This is a genomic window from Ewingella sp. AOP9-I1-14, assembly GCF_052375995.1.
Classification (GTDB): Bacteria; Pseudomonadota; Gammaproteobacteria; order Enterobacterales; family Enterobacteriaceae; genus Ewingella; species Ewingella allii.
On the sequence record NZ_JBQSVA010000001.1, the window covers coordinates 828,284 to 845,394 of the forward strand.

General features: G+C 54.9%; 16 protein-coding genes. 9 read left to right on the top strand and 7 right to left on the bottom strand.

What is annotated here, in order from left to right:
* The first annotated feature begins 17 nt into the window (after positions 1–17).
* Positions 18–968: a transaldolase gene (tal, locus tag ACT3RT_RS03845; RefSeq protein WP_353502884.1), complete on the top strand. Its 951-nt coding sequence runs from the start codon at positions 18–20 to the stop codon at positions 966–968.
* 17 nt (positions 969–985) lie between these two features.
* Positions 986–2,980, top strand: coding sequence for a transketolase (tkt, locus tag ACT3RT_RS03850; RefSeq protein WP_496202519.1), 1,995 nt, complete (start codon positions 986–988; stop codon positions 2,978–2,980).
* A gap of 78 nt (positions 2,981–3,058) precedes the next feature.
* On the opposite strand, the gene ACT3RT_RS03855 is transcribed toward tkt, so the two are convergent.
* Complete coding sequence (locus ACT3RT_RS03855) at positions 3,059–4,132, bottom strand: DUF1176 domain-containing protein (RefSeq protein ID WP_496202600.1); 1,074 nt, start codon at positions 4,130–4,132, stop codon at positions 3,059–3,061.
* Positions 4,133–4,319: 187 nt separating this feature from the next.
* Between ACT3RT_RS03855 and ACT3RT_RS03860 the strand changes: the two genes are divergently transcribed.
* Positions 4,320–5,492 (top strand): hypothetical protein, encoded by a 1,173-nt coding sequence (locus ACT3RT_RS03860; RefSeq protein WP_353502886.1) that lies wholly within the window; start codon positions 4,320–4,322, stop codon positions 5,490–5,492.
* A 78-nt stretch (positions 5,493–5,570) separates the two neighbouring features.
* Here ACT3RT_RS03860 and nudK read toward each other — a convergent pair whose 3' ends face one another.
* Both nudK and ACT3RT_RS03870 read right to left on the bottom strand, forming a co-directional pair.
* Positions 5,571–6,146, bottom strand: a complete 576-nt coding sequence (nudK, locus tag ACT3RT_RS03865; protein ID WP_353502887.1) for a GDP-mannose pyrophosphatase NudK — start codon at positions 6,144–6,146, stop codon at positions 5,571–5,573.
* A gap of 98 nt (positions 6,147–6,244) precedes the next feature.
* On the bottom strand, positions 6,245–6,529 hold the full coding sequence (locus ACT3RT_RS03870; protein ID WP_353502888.1) for a winged helix-turn-helix domain-containing protein: 285 nt from the start codon (positions 6,527–6,529) through the stop codon (positions 6,245–6,247).
* Between the two features lie 418 nt (positions 6,530–6,947).
* On the opposite strand from ACT3RT_RS03870, the gene acrD reads away from it, so the two are divergent.
* Entirely contained in the window at positions 6,948–10,130 is a 3,183-nt protein-coding gene (gene acrD / locus ACT3RT_RS03875; protein ID WP_496202520.1) for a multidrug efflux RND transporter permease AcrD, read from the top strand.
* A gap of 192 nt (positions 10,131–10,322) precedes the next feature.
* Here acrD and ypfM read toward each other — a convergent pair whose 3' ends face one another.
* The gene (ypfM, locus tag ACT3RT_RS03880) at positions 10,323–10,505 is read right to left on the bottom strand and encodes a protein YpfM (RefSeq protein WP_496202521.1); all 183 of its coding nucleotides are present in this window, start codon (positions 10,503–10,505) and stop codon (positions 10,323–10,325) included.
* Positions 10,506–10,637: 132 nt separating this feature from the next.
* Here ypfM and ACT3RT_RS03885 point away from each other — a divergent pair, with 132 nt between their 5' ends.
* From ACT3RT_RS03885 to ACT3RT_RS03905, 5 genes are all read left to right on the top strand, one after another.
* Positions 10,638–11,111, top strand: a complete 474-nt coding sequence (locus ACT3RT_RS03885; protein ID WP_496202522.1) for a tetratricopeptide repeat protein — start codon at positions 10,638–10,640, stop codon at positions 11,109–11,111.
* A 180-nt stretch (positions 11,112–11,291) separates the two neighbouring features.
* Positions 11,292–11,675, top strand: coding sequence for an ArsC family reductase (locus ACT3RT_RS03890; protein WP_496202523.1), 384 nt, complete (start codon positions 11,292–11,294; stop codon positions 11,673–11,675).
* A 1-nt stretch (position 11,676) separates the two neighbouring features.
* The gene (dapE, locus tag ACT3RT_RS03895; RefSeq protein ID WP_496202524.1) at positions 11,677–12,804 is read left to right on the top strand and encodes a succinyl-diaminopimelate desuccinylase; all 1,128 of its coding nucleotides are present in this window, start codon (positions 11,677–11,679) and stop codon (positions 12,802–12,804) included.
* The gene (locus tag ACT3RT_RS03900; RefSeq protein WP_496202525.1) at positions 12,801–13,475 is read left to right on the top strand and encodes a M15 family metallopeptidase; all 675 of its coding nucleotides are present in this window, start codon (positions 12,801–12,803) and stop codon (positions 13,473–13,475) included. Before dapE ends, ACT3RT_RS03900 begins: the two co-directional genes overlap by 4 nt.
* Positions 13,476–13,485: 10 nt before the next feature.
* On the top strand, positions 13,486–13,671 hold the full coding sequence (locus tag ACT3RT_RS03905) for a hypothetical protein (RefSeq protein WP_396130985.1): 186 nt from the start codon (positions 13,486–13,488) through the stop codon (positions 13,669–13,671).
* A gap of 63 nt (positions 13,672–13,734) precedes the next feature.
* On the opposite strand, the gene ypfH is transcribed toward ACT3RT_RS03905, so the two are convergent.
* The 3 genes from ypfH to ACT3RT_RS03920 form a co-directional block, all read right to left on the bottom strand.
* The gene (gene ypfH, locus ACT3RT_RS03910) at positions 13,735–14,361 is read right to left on the bottom strand and encodes an esterase (RefSeq protein ID WP_496202526.1); all 627 of its coding nucleotides are present in this window, start codon (positions 14,359–14,361) and stop codon (positions 13,735–13,737) included.
* A gap of 128 nt (positions 14,362–14,489) precedes the next feature.
* A complete protein-coding gene (locus tag ACT3RT_RS03915; protein WP_496202527.1) occupies positions 14,490–16,553 on the bottom strand; it encodes a tRNA(Met) cytidine acetyltransferase TmcA in 2,064 nt (687 codons plus the stop codon).
* A gap of 1 nt (position 16,554) precedes the next feature.
* Positions 16,555–17,007: a DUF441 domain-containing protein gene (locus tag ACT3RT_RS03920; protein ID WP_034792096.1), complete on the bottom strand. Its 453-nt coding sequence runs from the start codon at positions 17,005–17,007 to the stop codon at positions 16,555–16,557.
* Between the last annotated feature and the right edge of the window lie 104 nt (positions 17,008–17,111).

The window sequence follows — 17,111 nt, forward strand, 5'->3', positions numbered from 1 at the left end:
CATTTAAAGGAGTAGAGATGAACCAGTTAGACGCACTGAAAAAATTGACCACGGTGGTCGCCGACAGTGGCGACATTGAATCTATCCGTCATTTCGAACCGCAGGATGCCACCACCAACCCATCCTTAATCCTCAAAGCCGCCGATTTACCGCAGTATCAAGGGCTTATCAAAGACGCGCTGGATTACGCTCGCAAAAAAGGTGGCAGCAAAGAGACTCAAATCGTCAATGCCAGCGACAGGCTCGCCGTTAACATCGGGTTAGAAATCCTGAAAAGCGTACCGGGTCGCATTTCGACAGAGGTCGATGCTCGCCTCTCTTTCGACCGTGAACAGTGTCTGGCCAAAGCGCGTAAGCTGATTGCGATGTATGAAGAGAAAGGCGTTGATAAATCACGCATTCTCATAAAGCTGGCGTCAACCTGGGAAGGCATCAAAGCCGCCGAAGAGTTAGAACGCGAAGGTATCAACTGTAACCTGACTCTGTTGTTCTCCTTCGCTCAGGCCCGCGCTTGTGCCGAAGCTGGCGTATACCTGATCTCCCCATTCGTCGGCCGTATCTATGATTGGTATAAAGCCAAAGAGCCAAATGCGACCTATGATGTCGAAAAAGATCCGGGTGTGAAATCCGTCCGTGATATCTACGAATACTACAAATCCCATAAATATCAGACCGTGATCATGGGGGCCAGCTTCCGCAAAGTGGAACAAATTCTGGCCCTGGCCGGTTGTGACCGCCTGACTATCTCCCCGAATTTGTTAGAAGAGCTGAAAGCCAGCACCGCGCCGGTAGAACGCAAACTTGAACCTTCAACGAAAGGTTCCCCTCAGCCTGAGCCACTGACTGAGAGCGAGTTCCGCTGGTTGCACAATCAGGATCCAATGGCGGTTGAAAAACTGTCCGAAGGTATCCGTACTTTCGCCGTTGACCAGCAGAAGCTGGAAGACATGCTGGCCGCTGAACTTTAATTAACTGGAGTCGAATAATGCCTTCTCGTAAAGAGCTTGCGAACGCTATCCGCGCATTGAGTATGGACGCCGTACAGAAAGCCAATTCTGGTCACCCGGGCGCCCCGATGGGCATGGCAGATATTGCCGAAGTCCTATGGCGTGACTATATGAATCATAACCCGACCAACCCAAACTGGGCCGATCGCGACCGTTTTGTACTGTCTAACGGCCACGGCTCAATGCTGATTTACAGCCTGCTGCATCTTACTGGCTACGACCTGCCAATCAGCGAATTGGCTGACTTCCGCCAACTGCACTCCAAAACGCCGGGCCACCCAGAATATGGCTACACGCCGGGCGTGGAAACCACCACCGGCCCGCTGGGTCAGGGCATTGCCAACGCCGTAGGTTTTGCGATTGCCGAGCGCACGTTGGCGGCGCAGTTCAACAAGCCGGGTCACGACATCGTTGACCACCACACCTACGCCTTCTTGGGCGACGGCTGCATGATGGAAGGTATCTCGCACGAAGCCTCATCACTGGCCGGTACCATGAAGCTCGGCAAACTAACCGCGTTTTATGATGACAACGGCATTTCCATTGACGGTCACGTCGAAGGCTGGTTTACCGATGACACCGCTAAGCGTTTTGAAGCCTACGGCTGGCACGTGATCCGCGGTGTTGACGGCCATGACTCCGAAGCCATCAAGAAAGCCATTGATGAAGCTCACAAAGTCACCGACAAGCCCTCACTGCTGCTGTGTAAAACCGTGATTGCCTTCGGCTCGCCGAACAAAGCCGGGACTCACGAGGCGCACGGCGCGGCTCTGGGTAACGATGAAGTGGCGGCAACACGTAAAAACATCGGCTGGACCCACGCGCCGTTTGAGATCCCACAGGATATTTATGCCGGTTGGGACGCGAAAGAAGCCGGTAAAGCCAAAGAAGCCGCGTGGAACGCCAAGTTTGACGCCTACGCCCAAGCGCATCCTGAATTGGCAAAAGAGTTTAAACGCCGCGTGCAAGGCGAACTGCCAGCCAATTGGGCCACTGAGTCGCAGAAATTTATCGAAGAGTTGCAGGCCAAACCTGCCAACATCGCCAGCCGTAAGGCCTCACAGAACACGCTGGAAGCTTTCGGCAAAGTGCTGCCAGAGTTCCTCGGCGGCTCCGCTGACCTCGCGCCAAGCAACCTGACCATGTGGTCTGGCTCGAAATCGCTGGGCGATGACCTTGCCGGTAATTACATTCACTACGGCGTGCGCGAATTCGGTATGACCGCCATCAGTAACGGTATCGCGCTGCACGGTGGCTTCCTGCCGTACTCTGCCACCTTCCTGATGTTCGTTGAATACGCCCGTAACGCGGTGCGTATGGCGGCATTGATGAAGATCCGCAATATCTTCGTCTATACCCATGACTCCATCGGTCTGGGCGAAGATGGCCCAACCCACCAGCCGGTCGAGCAAATGGCCAGCCTGCGCGTTACGCCAAACATGAGCACCTGGCGTCCGGCGGATCAGGTGGAGTCTGCCGTAGCCTGGAAATATGCCATTGAGCGCAACGATGGCCCGGCGGCGCTGATTTTCTCTCGCCAAAACCTGACCCAGCAGCCGCGTACCAAGGAGCAAGTCGCCAATATTGCTCGTGGTGGCTATGTGCTGAAAGACAGTGAAGGTACGCCGGACATTATCCTGATCGCCACGGGTTCAGAAGTGGGCATCACCGTGGAAGCGGCTGATAAGCTGGCAGCATCTGGCACTAAAGTACGCGTGGTTTCTATGCCATCGACCGACGCCTTCGACAAACAGGACGCGGCTTACCGTGAATCCGTGCTGCCAAAAGCCGTCACCGCGCGCGTCGCGATAGAAGCTGGGATTGCCGACTACTGGTACAAATACGTCGGGCTAAACGGCGCGGTAGTGGGCATGCACAGCTTCGGCGAGTCTGCTCCGGCTGACCTGCTGTTCAAAGAGTTCGGCTTTACCGTGGATAACGTGGTGGCTCAGGCTCAGTCATTACTCAAGTAATGAGCTAAACAGCCAAAAGCAAAAGGCATCCCGAGGGATGCCTTTTTTGTCTGCGGAGAAACGTTAACCCGTTGGCAGTCAGCGTTTTTGCGTCACCCACAATACCGGCCACTCGCCGCCACTGCTGTAACCATCACAGCTTGGCTCGGAGGAGAACGAGGTCAGCTGGAAAGCTTTACCGTCGAAAACCCAGCGAGAAGCCACGCCGCAATCACCAATCCCTCGGCCTTTGTCAAAGGTAGACAGCTCGCCGGTTTTGGGGTCAAAGTCGGCGTTGATAAGCTCCGGCGACTCCTCTTCATCCCCCAGTTTGAACGGCATATTGAGAGCCAAATCTTCCGTTTTATAAGGAGCCTGACGCGACACGCTAAAACCAAGGACAAACAGGTTATAGGCCCCCATATCGCAGTTGACCGTCATCAGCGCCTTATCATTACTCAAGGCAAAAAGGTGGACTTCCCGCTCGGACGGCTCAAGGCTGCAATCGTTGTTATCAATAGTGGCGGCGGCATTCTGGGTAATGGCCGAGATTTCGGTGTCAGTTAAAGGATGAGGTTCACTAAAGCGCGGCTGCAAAGGGGCCGCTGGTGCTGGCGGAACCGTGTTGGCTGGTTTATTACCTCGGTTTGCCCAGGCCGTTTTCGTGCCGACGCGTCCCTGCTGGGCGTCAATTGCCAGCAGCGCGGCCTTCAAGCCTTTCAAAGAGATAGCAGGTTTAACGGCCTGCTGTGGATCCAGCTTGCCGGTTAACTGAATGGTATTGCCTTCGCGGATCGCGGCGATAAACTCATTTACCACCAGACGATTGCTGGTCGTCAGGCTGTTTTTACTGACATCCCATTCGCGGTGATTAAAGGGTAAAGTTCTGCCATCAAGCTGTAAACGATTGGCGATAGGCTGCTCGCTGCCTAAATCATCGCCACTGCGCTGGTAATCAATTTTAATCGCGGCCCGCCCTTCTGGCCCGGCATCGCGAGAAATATTGAGAATCAGTTCCTGCCCGTCCTGCGAATTTCTGGCGGAACAGTGGTTGAGGTTGTCGCAACTGAGCTGCCAGTCGTTGTAGATAGTTTGTAGAGGATCGGCAAAAGCACCAGAGGCGAAGAGGCCTGCCAGCACAAAAAGGGGAGCGGTTATCCAGTTGGCGTTCATCACTTTCTGCTCTTTTTTGAATTCATCGACCTGATAATAGCTTAAGAGGATGCCGAGCCATTAAAATTAATTTTGCGACAAAACTTTCACTGTCTCATCAGACTGATATTCTGTAGCGCGGTTGTCTGGGGCCGAAAAATAGATAAAAAAGATGCAAAAAGCATCATCGTCTTTTCAGGAGAAACGGATGAAGTTTTGGATAGTTTGGGTGGCGCTTTTCTCGATGTCGGCCTTTGCTGAAGAACCTCTTTCAGTATTCACCGGCACGTTAGGTAAGGCCAACATAGTCGTCGAGTTAGACCTGAATAAGCCGCAAGAGGTAACCGGGCGCTATTTCTATCAGAAATATCGGCTGGACCTGCCTTTGAGCGGCACGCTGAAAAATAATGAGTTGAGCCTGACTGAAGGCGCTGACGATTTTGATGATACTCCACACCCTTCCCTCACTCTGGAGCATGATCCACAGGGCAACTGGCAAGGTACCTGGACCGATCCGAAAGGCAAATCGCTGCCTGTAAGCTTCAAGCCCGCAGCCCTGCCAGATAAGAGTGATGACAGCTATCCGGGTTCTCTGCTGCACAGTGACCCTTATGAGTATTTGCGCCTTTCTGGCATCAATCTGGTGGAGGGCAAGCAGCAGGATTTCATGGGATTCACCCTGCAGTGGTGGAGCGAGCCGCAGTCAAATATCAGCCTGTTCGAAGTGGTTTCTGGCTACCCGCAAAAGCAGATGGAAGCCATCAATACCCGGCTTCGCGCCCGCCTGTGGCAAGAAGTGATCAGTTGGCACGCCTGCATGCTGGGCGCCACGCGCTTTGGCGAGGGTGATTATAGCCAGACGGTGACGCCGACCTATATGTCAGCAGACGTGGTAAGCGTTAGCCTGTTCACCAACTATGACTGTGGCGGCGCGCACCCTGATTTCGGCGAGTCCCCTATTAACCTCAATGCGAAAACCGCCGAGCCGCTGACGTTGGAAGACGTGCTGTGGGTAGGTGAAGGTAAACCTTTCCACTATAGCGAAGCAGAAGACCGCGCCGCGCCGGGTGCCAGCGACGTGGACTTCGACACCTTTTCGGCCTATCGCGAGAAAAAATTTGCACCTTGGTTGGTCAAAGAGATGGCCCTTGCTCATCCCACAGAGATGGTTAAGCCCACCGAGGATAGCGATGATGATTGCGACTATTCGGATGCACAGGTTTGGCATTTCCCTGCGTGGTATTTGACAGCTAAGGGGATCTATTTTGGTCCATCCTTTGCCCGCGTGATGCGTTCTTGCGAAGGACCAGACTGGTCGATATTGCCGTGGAGCGCCATTGATGGCCATACAGGTAACGTGAAGCTGCACTTGCCGCAGTAGCTTTGCTACTTTCAGACCTCACGCTGACCACGCAAAGGGCTTTTCTCAGCCTTTTGCGTGGTGATTCAGCGGATAAGATTACGCCATCCAACCCTGCGTCTGGGCATATTGCAGCAGCATAATGGTTTTGCCGTCCTTGATGCGCCCGTCTTTGATCATCTCCAGCGCCTGAGTAAAGGGCAGCTCTACCACTTCAATATCTTCATCGTCCACGCCGCCGCCGGAATAGGCGCGCTGCGAGTCATCATATTCGGCGGCAAAGAAGTGTACGACTTCCGTCACGCTGCCCGGCGACATGTAGGCTTCGAACAGCTTTTGCACCGGCCCCACCACATAGCCCGTCTCTTCAATCGCCTCTTTGCGCACGCAATCTTCCGGCGAGTCGTCGTCCAGCAGGCCTGCGCAGGTTTCCAGCAACATGCCCGTGGCATTGCCATTGACGTAAGTCGGCATGCGAAATTGGTTAATTAGCAGGACGGTTTTTTTGTGGCGATTGTAGAGCAGAATGGTGGCCCCGTTGCCCCGGTCATAAACTTCACGAACCTGAGGTTGGCGCTCACCGTTGTTCTTAATGAGGTCGTAGGTGTATTTGTGTAAAACGTACCAGTTATCAGAAAGTAACTGCTTTTGCACATTTTCAATCTTTGATGACATACCGCGTCCCCGCCCAATAAAAGTCAGTGAGAGAAGCCAGCCATCATAGGCGTCTTAGGGAGGGGATGACAAAGGAAATATATGCCGCGCACTGGCGTTTATCCTCTGGCGATGGCTTCGAGCAGCAGATCCGGGTGACGGTCAATCCACGCGGCATCAATCGGCCCCCACTCTTTTATCTGGTAATAGCCGTCGTTATTTCTGATCCCCTGCTGTACAAATTCGAGTTCGATGCCCATGCCCGGCAGTGCTTTCAAAACATCCTGTAATGTCCGGCGCGGCCAGCCGGTATGCGCCATTAATTTGGGTACGTTTAGGCGTGGTTCATTTTTCAACAACCAACAGAGATATAATCGGCGAGCAAAGACTGAATTCAATTCCATGAATAACTCCTGATCTGCTTCGTTTTTTGTTTGCATTGACGTTTAACGGCACTTTATTCTGACTATCTCCAGCGCGCATTCGTCCGAATCGCAAATAGTGCACATCTTGTTTCTGTCATCAAATAGTAGTCTGAACGTAGGAAAATTACCGGTTTGATAATGTGTCAGGGCTATTATTTTTTACATTATCTCCTTTATTTCTCCACGTTTTCTTAGCGAGTTGCGGGTAAAGTGCTTACACGTCGCATTGCGGCATCCTTATTGGGAATGGATAATAATTTCGATGCACAGCATCGACGCGCTGGGATCTTTAGCGCTGCACTATTTGTCAGAATATAACTTCACCCCAGGTGACCGACATTCTGTTTATTTGCTGATGTTCTTCACGCTGTTCTGGTGATAATGAGGTTTTTGACGCATGGCCAACTTTTTTATCGATCGCCCAATTTTTGCTTGGGTTTTAGCGATCATTATCTCTTTATCCGGCGCACTGGCCATTCACTCTTTACCCATTGAGCAATATCCAGACTTAGCACCGCCAAATGTGCGTATTACCGCGACCTATCCGGGCGCGTCAGCACAAACATTAGAAAATACCGTTACGCAGATTATCGAGCAGAACATGACCGGGTTGGACAACCTGATGTACATGTCGTCGCAAAGCAGCAGCAACGGTAGATCGCAAATCACCCTCAGCTTTGTTGCCGGTACGGACCCCAACGAGGCTTTGCAGCAGGTGCAAAACCAGCTGCAACAGGCCCTGAAGCGCTTGCCACAGGATGTGCAAACGCAAGGGGTTACCGTCTCCAAAACCGGTGATACCAACCTGATGACCGTGGCTTTCGTCTCCACCGACGGCAGCATGGATAAACAGGATATCGCCGACTACGTGGCGTCCAACATTCAGGACCCGCTGAGCCGTATTGATGGCGTGGGCAGCATCACCGCCTACGGTTCACAGTACGCCATGCGTATCTGGCTCAACCCGAATAAACTCAATAACTATTCACTGACCACCACCGACGTGGTGAATGCGATCAAAGCGCAGAACAGCCAAGTGGCGGTAGGCCAGCTCGGCGGCGCGCCGTCGGTTGATTTCCAGGCGCTGAACGCCACGGTCAACGCCCAGTCACAGCTGCAAACGCCGCAGCAGTTCCGCGACATCACGCTGCGAGTCAATGCAGACGGCTCGCAGGTGAAGCTCGGCGATGTTTCCACCATCGGTTTAGGCGCGGAAGATTACAGCATTCTGAGCCGCTATAACGGTCAGGCGGCTTCCGGTATGGGTGTTCAGCTGGCCTCCGGTGCCAACGAACTGCAAACCGACACGCTGGTTCGCGCCCGCCTTACTGAGCTGGAAAAGTACTTCCCGCACGGCCTCGAAACCCGCATCGCCTATGAAACCACGCCGTTCGTTAAAGCCGCGATCACCGACGTGGTGAAAACGCTGTTCGAAGCGATCGTGCTGGTATTCTTAGTCATGTATCTGTTTTTGCAGAACTTCCGCGCTACGCTTATCCCAACCATCGCCGTGCCGGTGGTACTGCTAGGCACCTTCGTTGTGCTGCATCAGTTTGGATACACCATCAACACCCTCACCATGTTCGCCATGGTGCTGGCCATCGGCCTATTGGTGGATGACGCCATCGTGGTGGTGGAAAACGTCGAGCGCGTGATGAGCGAGGAGGGGCTAAGCCCCAGAGAAGCCACGCGAAAATCCATGGGGCAGATTCAAAGTGCGCTGGTCGGTATCACCATGGTGCTGTCAGCGGTGTTTATCCCGATGGCCTTCTTTGGCGGCACCACCGGCGCGATTTACCGCCAGTTTTCCATCACCATTGTCGCCGCCATGGTGCTGTCGGTGTTTGTTGCGCTGACCCTCACCCCTGCCCTGTGTTCTACCATCCTGAAACCTATTGCCAAAGGGCATCATCATGGCAAAACCGGCTTCTTCGGCTGGTTCAACCGGATGTTCGATCGCAACGCCAATCGCTATGAAAATGGCGTCGGCAGCGTACTGAAACACAGCGTGCGCTTCATGCTGGGCTACCTGCTGATTGTCGGCCTGCTGGCGTTCCTGTTCGTCAAATTGCCAACCTCCTTCCTGCCGCAGGAAGACCAAGGGGTATTCACCATTCAGGTCCAGCTGCCGCCCGGTTCGACCCTGCAACAGACGCAGAAAGTGGTGGAGAAAATTGAGCACTACCTGCTGACCAAAGAGACTAAAGACGTGGTGTCGGTGTTCGCAACCTTGGGCGCAGGCCCCGGCGGTAACGGGCAGAACGTCGCCCGTATGTTCGTGCGTTTAACAGACTGGGATGACCGAACTGCCAGTGGCAACTCGGCGCAGGACATCATCGAGCGCGCCACCAAAGAGTTCCGACACATTAAAGAAGCCCGCGTTATTGCCAGCGCCCCGCCGTCAATCAACGGCTTAGGCACCTCGGCAGGCTTCGATATGGAATTGCAGGATCACGCCGGCTTAGGCCACGACGCATTAATGAATGCGCGCGACCAGCTATTGGATATGACCAGCAAAGACCCAAGTCTGAGCCGCGTGCGTCACAACGGTTTGGATGACAGTCCACAGCTACAAATCGAAATTGACCAAGCCAAAGCGCAGGCGCTGGGCGTGGCGATTGCTGATATCAACAGCACGCTGAGTACCGCGTGGGGCTCGACCTACGTCAATGACTTCGTCGATCGCGGCCGCGTGAAGAAGGTATACGTGCAGGCCGACGCGCCTTACCGCATGCTGCCGGACGACGTGAATAAATGGTATGTGCGCAACAGCAGCGGCGGCATGGTGCCGTTCTCCGCCTTTGCCACTTCCCATTGGGAAACCGGCTCGCCGCGTCTCGAACGCTATAACGGCTATTCCGCAGTAGAAATTGTGGGTGAAGCGGCGCAGGGCGTCAGCAGCGGCGCGGCTATGGACACCATGGAGAAACTGGTCGCCAAACTGCCAAGCGGCTTTGGCCTTGAGTGGACCGGTCTTTCTTATCAGGAGCGTCTGTCAGGGGCACAGGCCCCGGCGCTGTATGCCATTTCACTATTGGTAGTCTTCCTGTGCCTGGCGGCGCTGTATGAAAGCTGGTCCATTCCGTTCTCGGTGATGCTGGTTGTGCCACTGGGCGTAATTGGTGCGGTGATTGCCACCTGGCTACGCGGGTTGGAAAACGACGTCTATTTCCAGGTGGGGATGTTGACCATCATCGGGCTTTCGGCGAAGAACGCCATTCTGATTGTCGAATTTGCCAACGACCTGAACCTCAAAGGCAAGGCGCTGTTGGAAGCGACGCTTGAAGCCTCCCGCATGCGTTTGCGCCCGATTCTGATGACCTCGCTGGCCTTCGTCTTCGGCGTGCTGCCAATGGCGACCAGCCAAGGCGCAGGCTCTGCCAGCCAGCACGCGGTGGGCACCGGCGTAATTGGCGGGATGATTTCAGCCACCGTGCTGGCTATCTTCTTCGTGCCTCTGTTCTTTATGCTAGTGCGCCGCCGCTTCCCGGCGAAGCCAACCGTCGCGCCGCTGATTGGCGATATTGTTGAAGCCGCGCCAGAGCCTCATTCCGGCCCGCATGGCGATCCGCATAAATAACCACGGTGAAAATACCCCATAGAAAAAGGCGCTAATCAAATTAGCGCCTTTTTATTTAGAGTACTCTAATAGACGTTTTCTAATTAGGTACTAATTCTGGTCCCGTTGGTGCTTTTAATTTAAAGCATTTAAAACGTTAAGAAGGACTTCATACACTCTTATTTTTTACTTTATCTTATCTCAGACTGGCGATTAACCGCGCAGCATGGCGTCGATAAAGTCTTTCCAGTTAACTAACTCTTGCTCGACCATGGTACTCCCCTTGAATTGACGAAAGGGATTATACGGCGAAAAATTAACCTCACAAATTCTAATTAACGATATTTTAATCAGGATCACAGTAGTAAAACCGGTAATCAAACTAATCATACGCATAGCAATATGGCTAAAAATCCCTCAGTTATTTGCCCTTCGCGTGCCGAAAGGTTATTTTATTTGGCTTAAGTCGCTGACAAGCATGTCGCAACTGTTCAATATCCAACAAAAAGAACCCATAAGGTCAGAGTAATGCTGCAGACTATTGAAGATTTAAGCGCTCAGGGGCGCTATGAAGATGCACTGCAAAACGCACTGGGGTTGCTCGCCTCTTTGCCACAAAACCCGCAACTGCTTTATACCGTGGCGTCGCTTTATGACTGTCTTGGACTCGAGCAGCAGGCCATTCCGTTTTATCAGGCCGCCATAAACCACCAGTTGAGTGGTCAGGATTTACGCGACGCTTATCTCGGTTTAGGCAGCACTTACCGCGCTTTGGGCCGCTATCACGAGTCTCTGGAAACCTTTGACATCGGGCTGAAGAAGTTTCCGAACGCCAGCGAAATCAGGATGTTCCGCGCCATGACCTTATATAATCTCGGCCATGCCAAAGAGGCCGTGGCGCAATTATTAATGCTGCTGATCAGCAGTAATTCCAGCGAAGAGATTATTCGCTATAAGAAAGCCATCACCTTTTATAGTGATGACTTGGATCGTATCGAATAATAGTCACTGTAAATATTCATTAATATTTTTAATAATTCTTACACTCTTTGAATTTAATCTTTCAGTCCGTGCCTCAGGTAGACCCCTAAGGGATTTTCACGCATTATGTGCCTCATCTTATTACATCAGCCCGAGGCTGGTTGACAGGCACTTTCAGCTAATAACAGGTAACGTTTTCCCATGGCAGAAACATCCTCAAAGACTCCTTTCATCCTCTACGGTATTAAAAATTGCGACACCGTTAAAAAAGCGCGTCGCTGGTTAGAAGATAACGGCAGCGATTATCGCTTTCATGATTATCGCGTAGACGGGCTTGATGCCGAGCTGTTACAGCAGTTGATTGACAAACAGAGTTGGGAAGCGCTGCTCAATACCAAGGGAACCACCTGGCGCAAGCTGGATGAAGCCACCCGCGCCGCCTGTGACAATCAGGATGCCGCCAAAGCCTTGATGCTGGAGCATCCCGCCATGATTAAGCGCCCATTTTTATTGGCCGCCAGCGGCGAATCCTTGCTTGGCTTCAAGCCAGAAAGCTATCAGCAATTTATTGCACAGGTGAAATAACATGAGCTGCCCCGTTCTCGATTTAGCACAACAGTTAATTCGCCGCCCCTCTCTCAGCCCGGACGACGCGGGCTGTCAGGAAATTATGATTGCGCGCCTCAAAGCCATCGGCTTTAAAATTGAGCCGATGAACTTTGGTGACACCCTGAATTTCTGGGCCACCCGTGGCGAAGGTAAAACCTTAGCTTTCGCGGGCCACACTGACGTGGTGCCGACCGGCGACCCAAGCCTGTGGGTCACAGGCCCATTTGAGCCCGCCCTGCGCGACGGCATGCTCTATGGCCGCGGCGCGGCAGATATGAAAGGCTCGCTGGCCGCCATGGTGGTTGCCGCCGAGCGTTTCGTCGCCAGCAATCCGAACCACAAAGGTCGTCTGGCCTTCCTGATCACCTCCGACGAAGAGGCCAGCGCGGTCAATGGCACGGTAAAAGTGGTTAATGCGCTGATGGAGCGCCGCGAGCGTTTAGATTTCTGTCTGGTGGGCGAACCGTCCAGCACCACCCGCGTGGGCGATATTGTCAAAAATGGCCGTCGCGGCTCCATGACTGCCAACCTGCACGTTCACGGCGTACAGGGCCACGTGGCTTACCCGCATCTGGCGGATAATCCGGTGCACCGCGCCATGCCCGCGCTGAATGAACTGGTCGCCACCGAGTGGGATAAGGGCAATGAATTCTTCCCGCCGACCAGCATGCAGATCGCCAATATCAATGCCGGAACCGGCAGTAACAACGTCATCCCCGGCGAGCTGTACGTGCAGTTCAACTTCCGCTTTAGCACCGAACTGACCGACGCCATCATCAAGCAGCGCGTGGCAGAGCTGCTCGACCGGCACAATCTGCAATACACGCTAAACTGGGTGGTTTCCGGCCAGCCGTTCCTCACTTCCCGTGGCGAATTGGTTGACGCGGTAGTGAACGCGGTTCGCCATTACAGCGAAATCACCCCAGAGCTGCAAACCACCGGCGGCACGTCCGACGGGCGTTTCATCGCGCTGATGGGGGCGCAGGTGGTTGAGCTGGGTCCGGTGAACGCCACCATCCATAAAATCAATGAATGTGTCCATGCCGCCGACCTGCAACTGTTGAGCCGCATGTACCAGCGGATCATGGAGCAACTGGTCGCATGATAGATAATCTGATGTTGACCGGCCGATCGGCGGCCCACCTTGCGCCCATCAGTGAGGGTCCACATCGGCTACAGCACGAGGCCGTAGAAGCTTTCACCCGCATGCAAGACGCGGCTCGTCTGGCTGGTTTTAACTTGCAACCGGCGAGCACCTTTCGTGATTTTGAGCGGCAATTAGCGATTTGGAATGGCAAATTTCGCGGCGAGCGCCCAGTATTAGATAAGGAGAGCCGCCCGGTTGAGGTGGCTTCGCTGAGTGATGCCGAACGCTGCGAGCTGATTTTACGCTGGTCTGCCCTGCCGGGTGCCAGCCGCCATCACTGGGGCAGTGATCTGGATATTTACGATCCCGACCTACTGCCAGAAGGGAGCAAGCTGCAGCTGGAACCGTGGGAGTATGAGACGGGCGGCTATTTCGCCGACCTGAATCAGTGGCTTTCAGAGAATATGGCGAGCTTTGGTTTTTATCGCCCTTATGATATCGACCGTGGCGGCGTCGCCGTCGAACCCTGGCATTTGAGTTATCGACCTTTGGCAGCGCAGTGTGAAGCACGGCTGACGCCAGAGGTGCTGATTGAAGCATGGCGAGGACAAGAGGTTGCGGGCTGTGACTGGGTGACGCATCATCTGGCAACGATTTTCCCGCGTTTTATCGCAATACCAAAACAATAAGGAGTCAGCCATGGAGTGGATTAAAGATTACTGGTGGATTATTTTGATCATACTGGCGGGCATCATCATCAGCGGGATCAAAGAGTTAAACCGCGTAGATGTGAAAAAATACCTCAATGATAAACCTGAAATCCCACCGCATCGTGATAACAATGCCCAGTGGGACGAAGAAGACGATTGGCCGAAGAAGAAGTAGGTTTTTGATTTGACTCTGGTTTTGCGCCCTCCCCTTAGAAATGAGAGGGTGCAAAACAATCACCTAACCTCGCAAATACCCCAGCGCCAGCGCGATCATCTCTTCATCCAGCCCGTGCGCCATGTGCGGCAGCAAATCTAAGGTCGCGTCACATCCCAGAGTCTGCAAACGCTCAAAGGCGGTTTTCGACTGATACGGATTGATGATCGGGTCCTGCTCGCCGTGAATCAAATGCACTCGGGTCTCCGCCGCAATCGGCTGCTCGGGTAAGGTGGCGAAACGCCCGCTGTAAGCAATGATTTGCCCCGCCAATCCCTGCTCAACTTTTGTGGATTCCAGCGCCATAATGGTGCCCTGCGAGAAACCGATAATCACCGTGTCTTGCGCCGCCACGCCGCTGCTGGCCTGCCATTCACGCACGGTGCGAACAAACAGCGGCATCGCCTCGTCAATGCGCGACTGGCGGTTTTTCTCGGTCACGCCTTGCACGGAGAACCACTGGAAACCCCGGCCAAAATCACAGGGATCCGGGCTACCCACGCTGACCACCTGCGCCTGAGGGAAAGCCTTGGCGAAGAACTTCCCCACCTCGCCCATCGACACCGGGTTATCCCCTACGCCGTGAAACAGCAAGATCAGTTTGTTCGCGGTACCTTCCGGCTGTTGGACAATCACATTTTGACTCGCCATGACCTTTTCCTTTCAATCCTCATTACTGCGCACAGCGGCGCGTTTCTCCCGCCACTATACCTAGGTTCACAACCGGGTAAATTGGGTTTTGTTGAACGAGTCGTTCCATTTATTGCAATGAAATCAGGCTATTTATCGCCGTCATCTTGGGTCTGGGCGAAGCTGCGCCACGTCTCGCAGCGCACGGCGTCGAGCTGCGTTAGCGCCTGCGCTGCCTCTTGCCGCCAGCGCTGGAGCAGGGCTTTACGACCACTCAATTTCAGCTGTTCGACACATTGCGTAGCGGATAACTTATCTTGCAGATGAGCCCGCAGCGCGGCCAGCGGCAGTTCACTCGCCAGCAGCAGTCGCTGCAAGGCGGCATAGCTGCTCTCCACGGCGCGATGGGTGAAAGCAAAACCGGCCAGTTCGCGCCAGTCAGTTTCATTGAGGGCCTGATTCTGGTCCTGTTCCACATGCAGATCGAGGGCGATCAGCTGCCGCAGCCAAGGCCAGTCGCGCGCCAGCTGCCGCTCGGCCTGTGCAACCATGCGCCAGCCCGCGTCACTGAGAGGCAGCGCGGCCATGGCGGCGTAACAGCCGCTGCTGGCCTCCAACTGGCTTCCCACGCGCAACAGGCGATAACCGGCCTGCTGCCACAAAGCACTGAGCTCGGCGGTATAGCCGAAGCTGACGGACAGAAAATCCAACCCCTCGTTGGCGGCCATCTCAGCCTGTTGCGCCAATAAAGACCGCGCAATGCCCTGACGCCGCACATCTGGCTGCACGGCAATGCGGCTAACCCGGCGGGAGCGCAACATCGCGGCGTCAATCTGCCCGCCGTGGGCGGCCAGTGATTGCGCCACCAAATTGCCGCGCGGGCGGCGTCTGCCTGCCCACACCTCATGGGCCAGCGCTGGAGCAAGCCCGCCCTCTTCCACCAGCCAGATGGCTCCAGCGACGCGGTCACCCGCCATAGCGGCGGCAAACGACTGACCGGGGGCGTCCATCAGGCGACGCAAATCCAGGGGTGAAGTGCGATAGTGCGCGCTGGTCAGCAAGCCGTAGAAATCGGCCAGCAGGCCCGGCTCGGCTAGCCACGCCCCGCGCTGAATGGTTGTTAGCTGAAGTGATTGCTCACTGGGGAGCACTTCCAGTGGCACTTCGGCGGGCGCATCGTTGAACAGCAAAAGCTGATTAAGGAAAGGCTCCAGCGGGTCCGCTTTCGACCAGCGGATCGGCGCGTCGAGGCGTAAATCATGCCACTGCGGCAGGGAGGCGCAGAACTTAAGGATAAAACCGCGCCCGGTTCCCTCATAGCCTTGAACCGTGGTGGTGAGCAAAACGCGGGGGAAAGCGGCAATTAGCCGTGAAAGCTGCGGCGCAGGAATGGCCGCCGCTTCGTCAATCAGCAGCCAGTCAACATTCTCCACCGGATGCTGCTCGAGCTGCTCCAACAAAGCATCTGGCGACCAGAAACGCACCCTGCCCGCACTCTCCTCGGCCAGCCTGTCTGCGGCAGATTTGGCCGGAGCCGTGACCCAGCACTCGCCGGGCCAGTCGGCGACTAACATCCCGGCCAGCGTCGACTTCCCGCGACCGCGCGGCGCCGTCAGCACATAAATACCGCTCTGCGCCGCGTTTAATTGCTGCAAAATCTGCTGCTGCTCCGGCGTCGGCTGGCCGTCCGGCGGCGCCCAGTCGGCGGCCATTGGCAAAGCGGTAAGCTGGCAAGGCTGATGCTGGCGGTGCAGCGTGCAAGCCACGTCCTGCAAAATCAAAGACTGGAAACGCTGGATAAAGTTCGGCGTGGCGATGGGCCGGGGCTGCTCGCTCCAGCGCAGGCTGTCAGTGTCCGGCTTTTCAGCCCACAGCTGCCACTCAGGCACTAAGAGCAGCAGCCAGCTTCCCGCCTGCAAAGTCCCGGCAAAGGCGGCCAGCGCTTCTACGTTCAGCCCCAGCCGGGCGTCAAACACGCCGTGGAGCCTCTCCTGCCCAAGCAGGGTATGCGCAGCAGAAAACGGCAGGGGTTCAGCAACCCATAGAGGCGGAATATCGGACATCCACGGCCAGTCGCCGGGCTGGCCTTCAATAAAGTCGGCGGCCTGCTCGGCGCACCAGCCGGCTTCTCCGCTGATCACCAGCAGATGGCGAATACCCTGCCGCTGTATTTGCTGCTGCAAGGTGATTTTCTGCGGCCATGGCGACGTCACGTCAGGTCTTCCCGACCATCAGTGAGAGCAGCCCGGCGGCAATCAGCGGCCCCACCGGCACGCCTTTAAAGAAGGCGACGCCAAGCACAGTTCCCACTAACAGCCCTGCAACCAGATGAGGCTGCGAGCCCATCAGCGTCAGGCCCCGGCCCCCCAGCCATGACACCAATACGCCGACCAAAATCGCCAGAATGGACTTCCAGTGCATAAAGGAGTGAACCACCGTGCTGGCACTGATTTTCCCACTGGCGATAGGCGCCATCACCCCGATGGTCAGCACGATAATGCCGATGGTTAAGCCATAGCGCTCAATCCAGGGGAAAAATTGGTTCAGCGGCGTGATGCGCACGGTAAGCAGGAAGAACATCGCAATAGTGACCGAGCTGTTATTGCTGATGATGCCTAAACCCGCGAACACCAGCAGAATGAGCAAGGTTGGATCCAGAAAGGCCATAACGATTCCAGCGGTTCAAAAGAAGAAAGAGAGGCTCGAAAGCCTCTCAGAGTCGGACGTCAATTATTGAACAGTTTTGCCACGCAAACCAGCGATTCAGCCTT

Excerpts from the sequence above, each read along its gene's own strand:
- tal (WP_353502884.1), top strand. The coding sequence starts at position 18 with ATGAACCAGTTAGACGCACTGAAAAAATTGACCACGGTGGTCGCCGAC.
- tkt (WP_496202519.1), top strand. The coding sequence starts at position 986 with ATGCCTTCTCGTAAAGAGCTTGCGAACGCTATCCGCGCATTGAGTATG.
- ACT3RT_RS03855 (WP_496202600.1), bottom strand. The coding sequence starts at position 4,132 with ATGAACGCCAACTGGATAACCGCTCCCCTTTTTGTGCTGGCAGGCCTC.
- ACT3RT_RS03860 (WP_353502886.1), top strand. The coding sequence starts at position 4,320 with ATGAAGTTTTGGATAGTTTGGGTGGCGCTTTTCTCGATGTCGGCCTTT.
- nudK (WP_353502887.1), bottom strand. The coding sequence starts at position 6,146 with ATGTCATCAAAGATTGAAAATGTGCAAAAGCAGTTACTTTCTGATAAC.
- ACT3RT_RS03870 (WP_353502888.1), bottom strand. The coding sequence starts at position 6,529 with ATGGAATTGAATTCAGTCTTTGCTCGCCGATTATATCTCTGTTGGTTG.
- acrD (WP_496202520.1), top strand. The coding sequence starts at position 6,948 with ATGGCCAACTTTTTTATCGATCGCCCAATTTTTGCTTGGGTTTTAGCG.
- ypfM (WP_496202521.1), bottom strand. The coding sequence starts at position 10,505 with ATGCGTATGATTAGTTTGATTACCGGTTTTACTACTGTGATCCTGATT.
- ACT3RT_RS03885 (WP_496202522.1), top strand. The coding sequence starts at position 10,638 with ATGCTGCAGACTATTGAAGATTTAAGCGCTCAGGGGCGCTATGAAGAT.
- ACT3RT_RS03890 (WP_496202523.1), top strand. The coding sequence starts at position 11,292 with ATGGCAGAAACATCCTCAAAGACTCCTTTCATCCTCTACGGTATTAAA.
- dapE (WP_496202524.1), top strand. The coding sequence starts at position 11,677 with ATGAGCTGCCCCGTTCTCGATTTAGCACAACAGTTAATTCGCCGCCCC.
- ACT3RT_RS03900 (WP_496202525.1), top strand. The coding sequence starts at position 12,801 with ATGATAGATAATCTGATGTTGACCGGCCGATCGGCGGCCCACCTTGCG.
- ACT3RT_RS03905 (WP_396130985.1), top strand. The coding sequence starts at position 13,486 with ATGGAGTGGATTAAAGATTACTGGTGGATTATTTTGATCATACTGGCG.
- ypfH (WP_496202526.1), bottom strand. The coding sequence starts at position 14,361 with ATGGCGAGTCAAAATGTGATTGTCCAACAGCCGGAAGGTACCGCGAAC.
- ACT3RT_RS03920 (WP_034792096.1), bottom strand. The coding sequence starts at position 17,007 with ATGGCCTTTCTGGATCCAACCTTGCTCATTCTGCTGGTGTTCGCGGGT.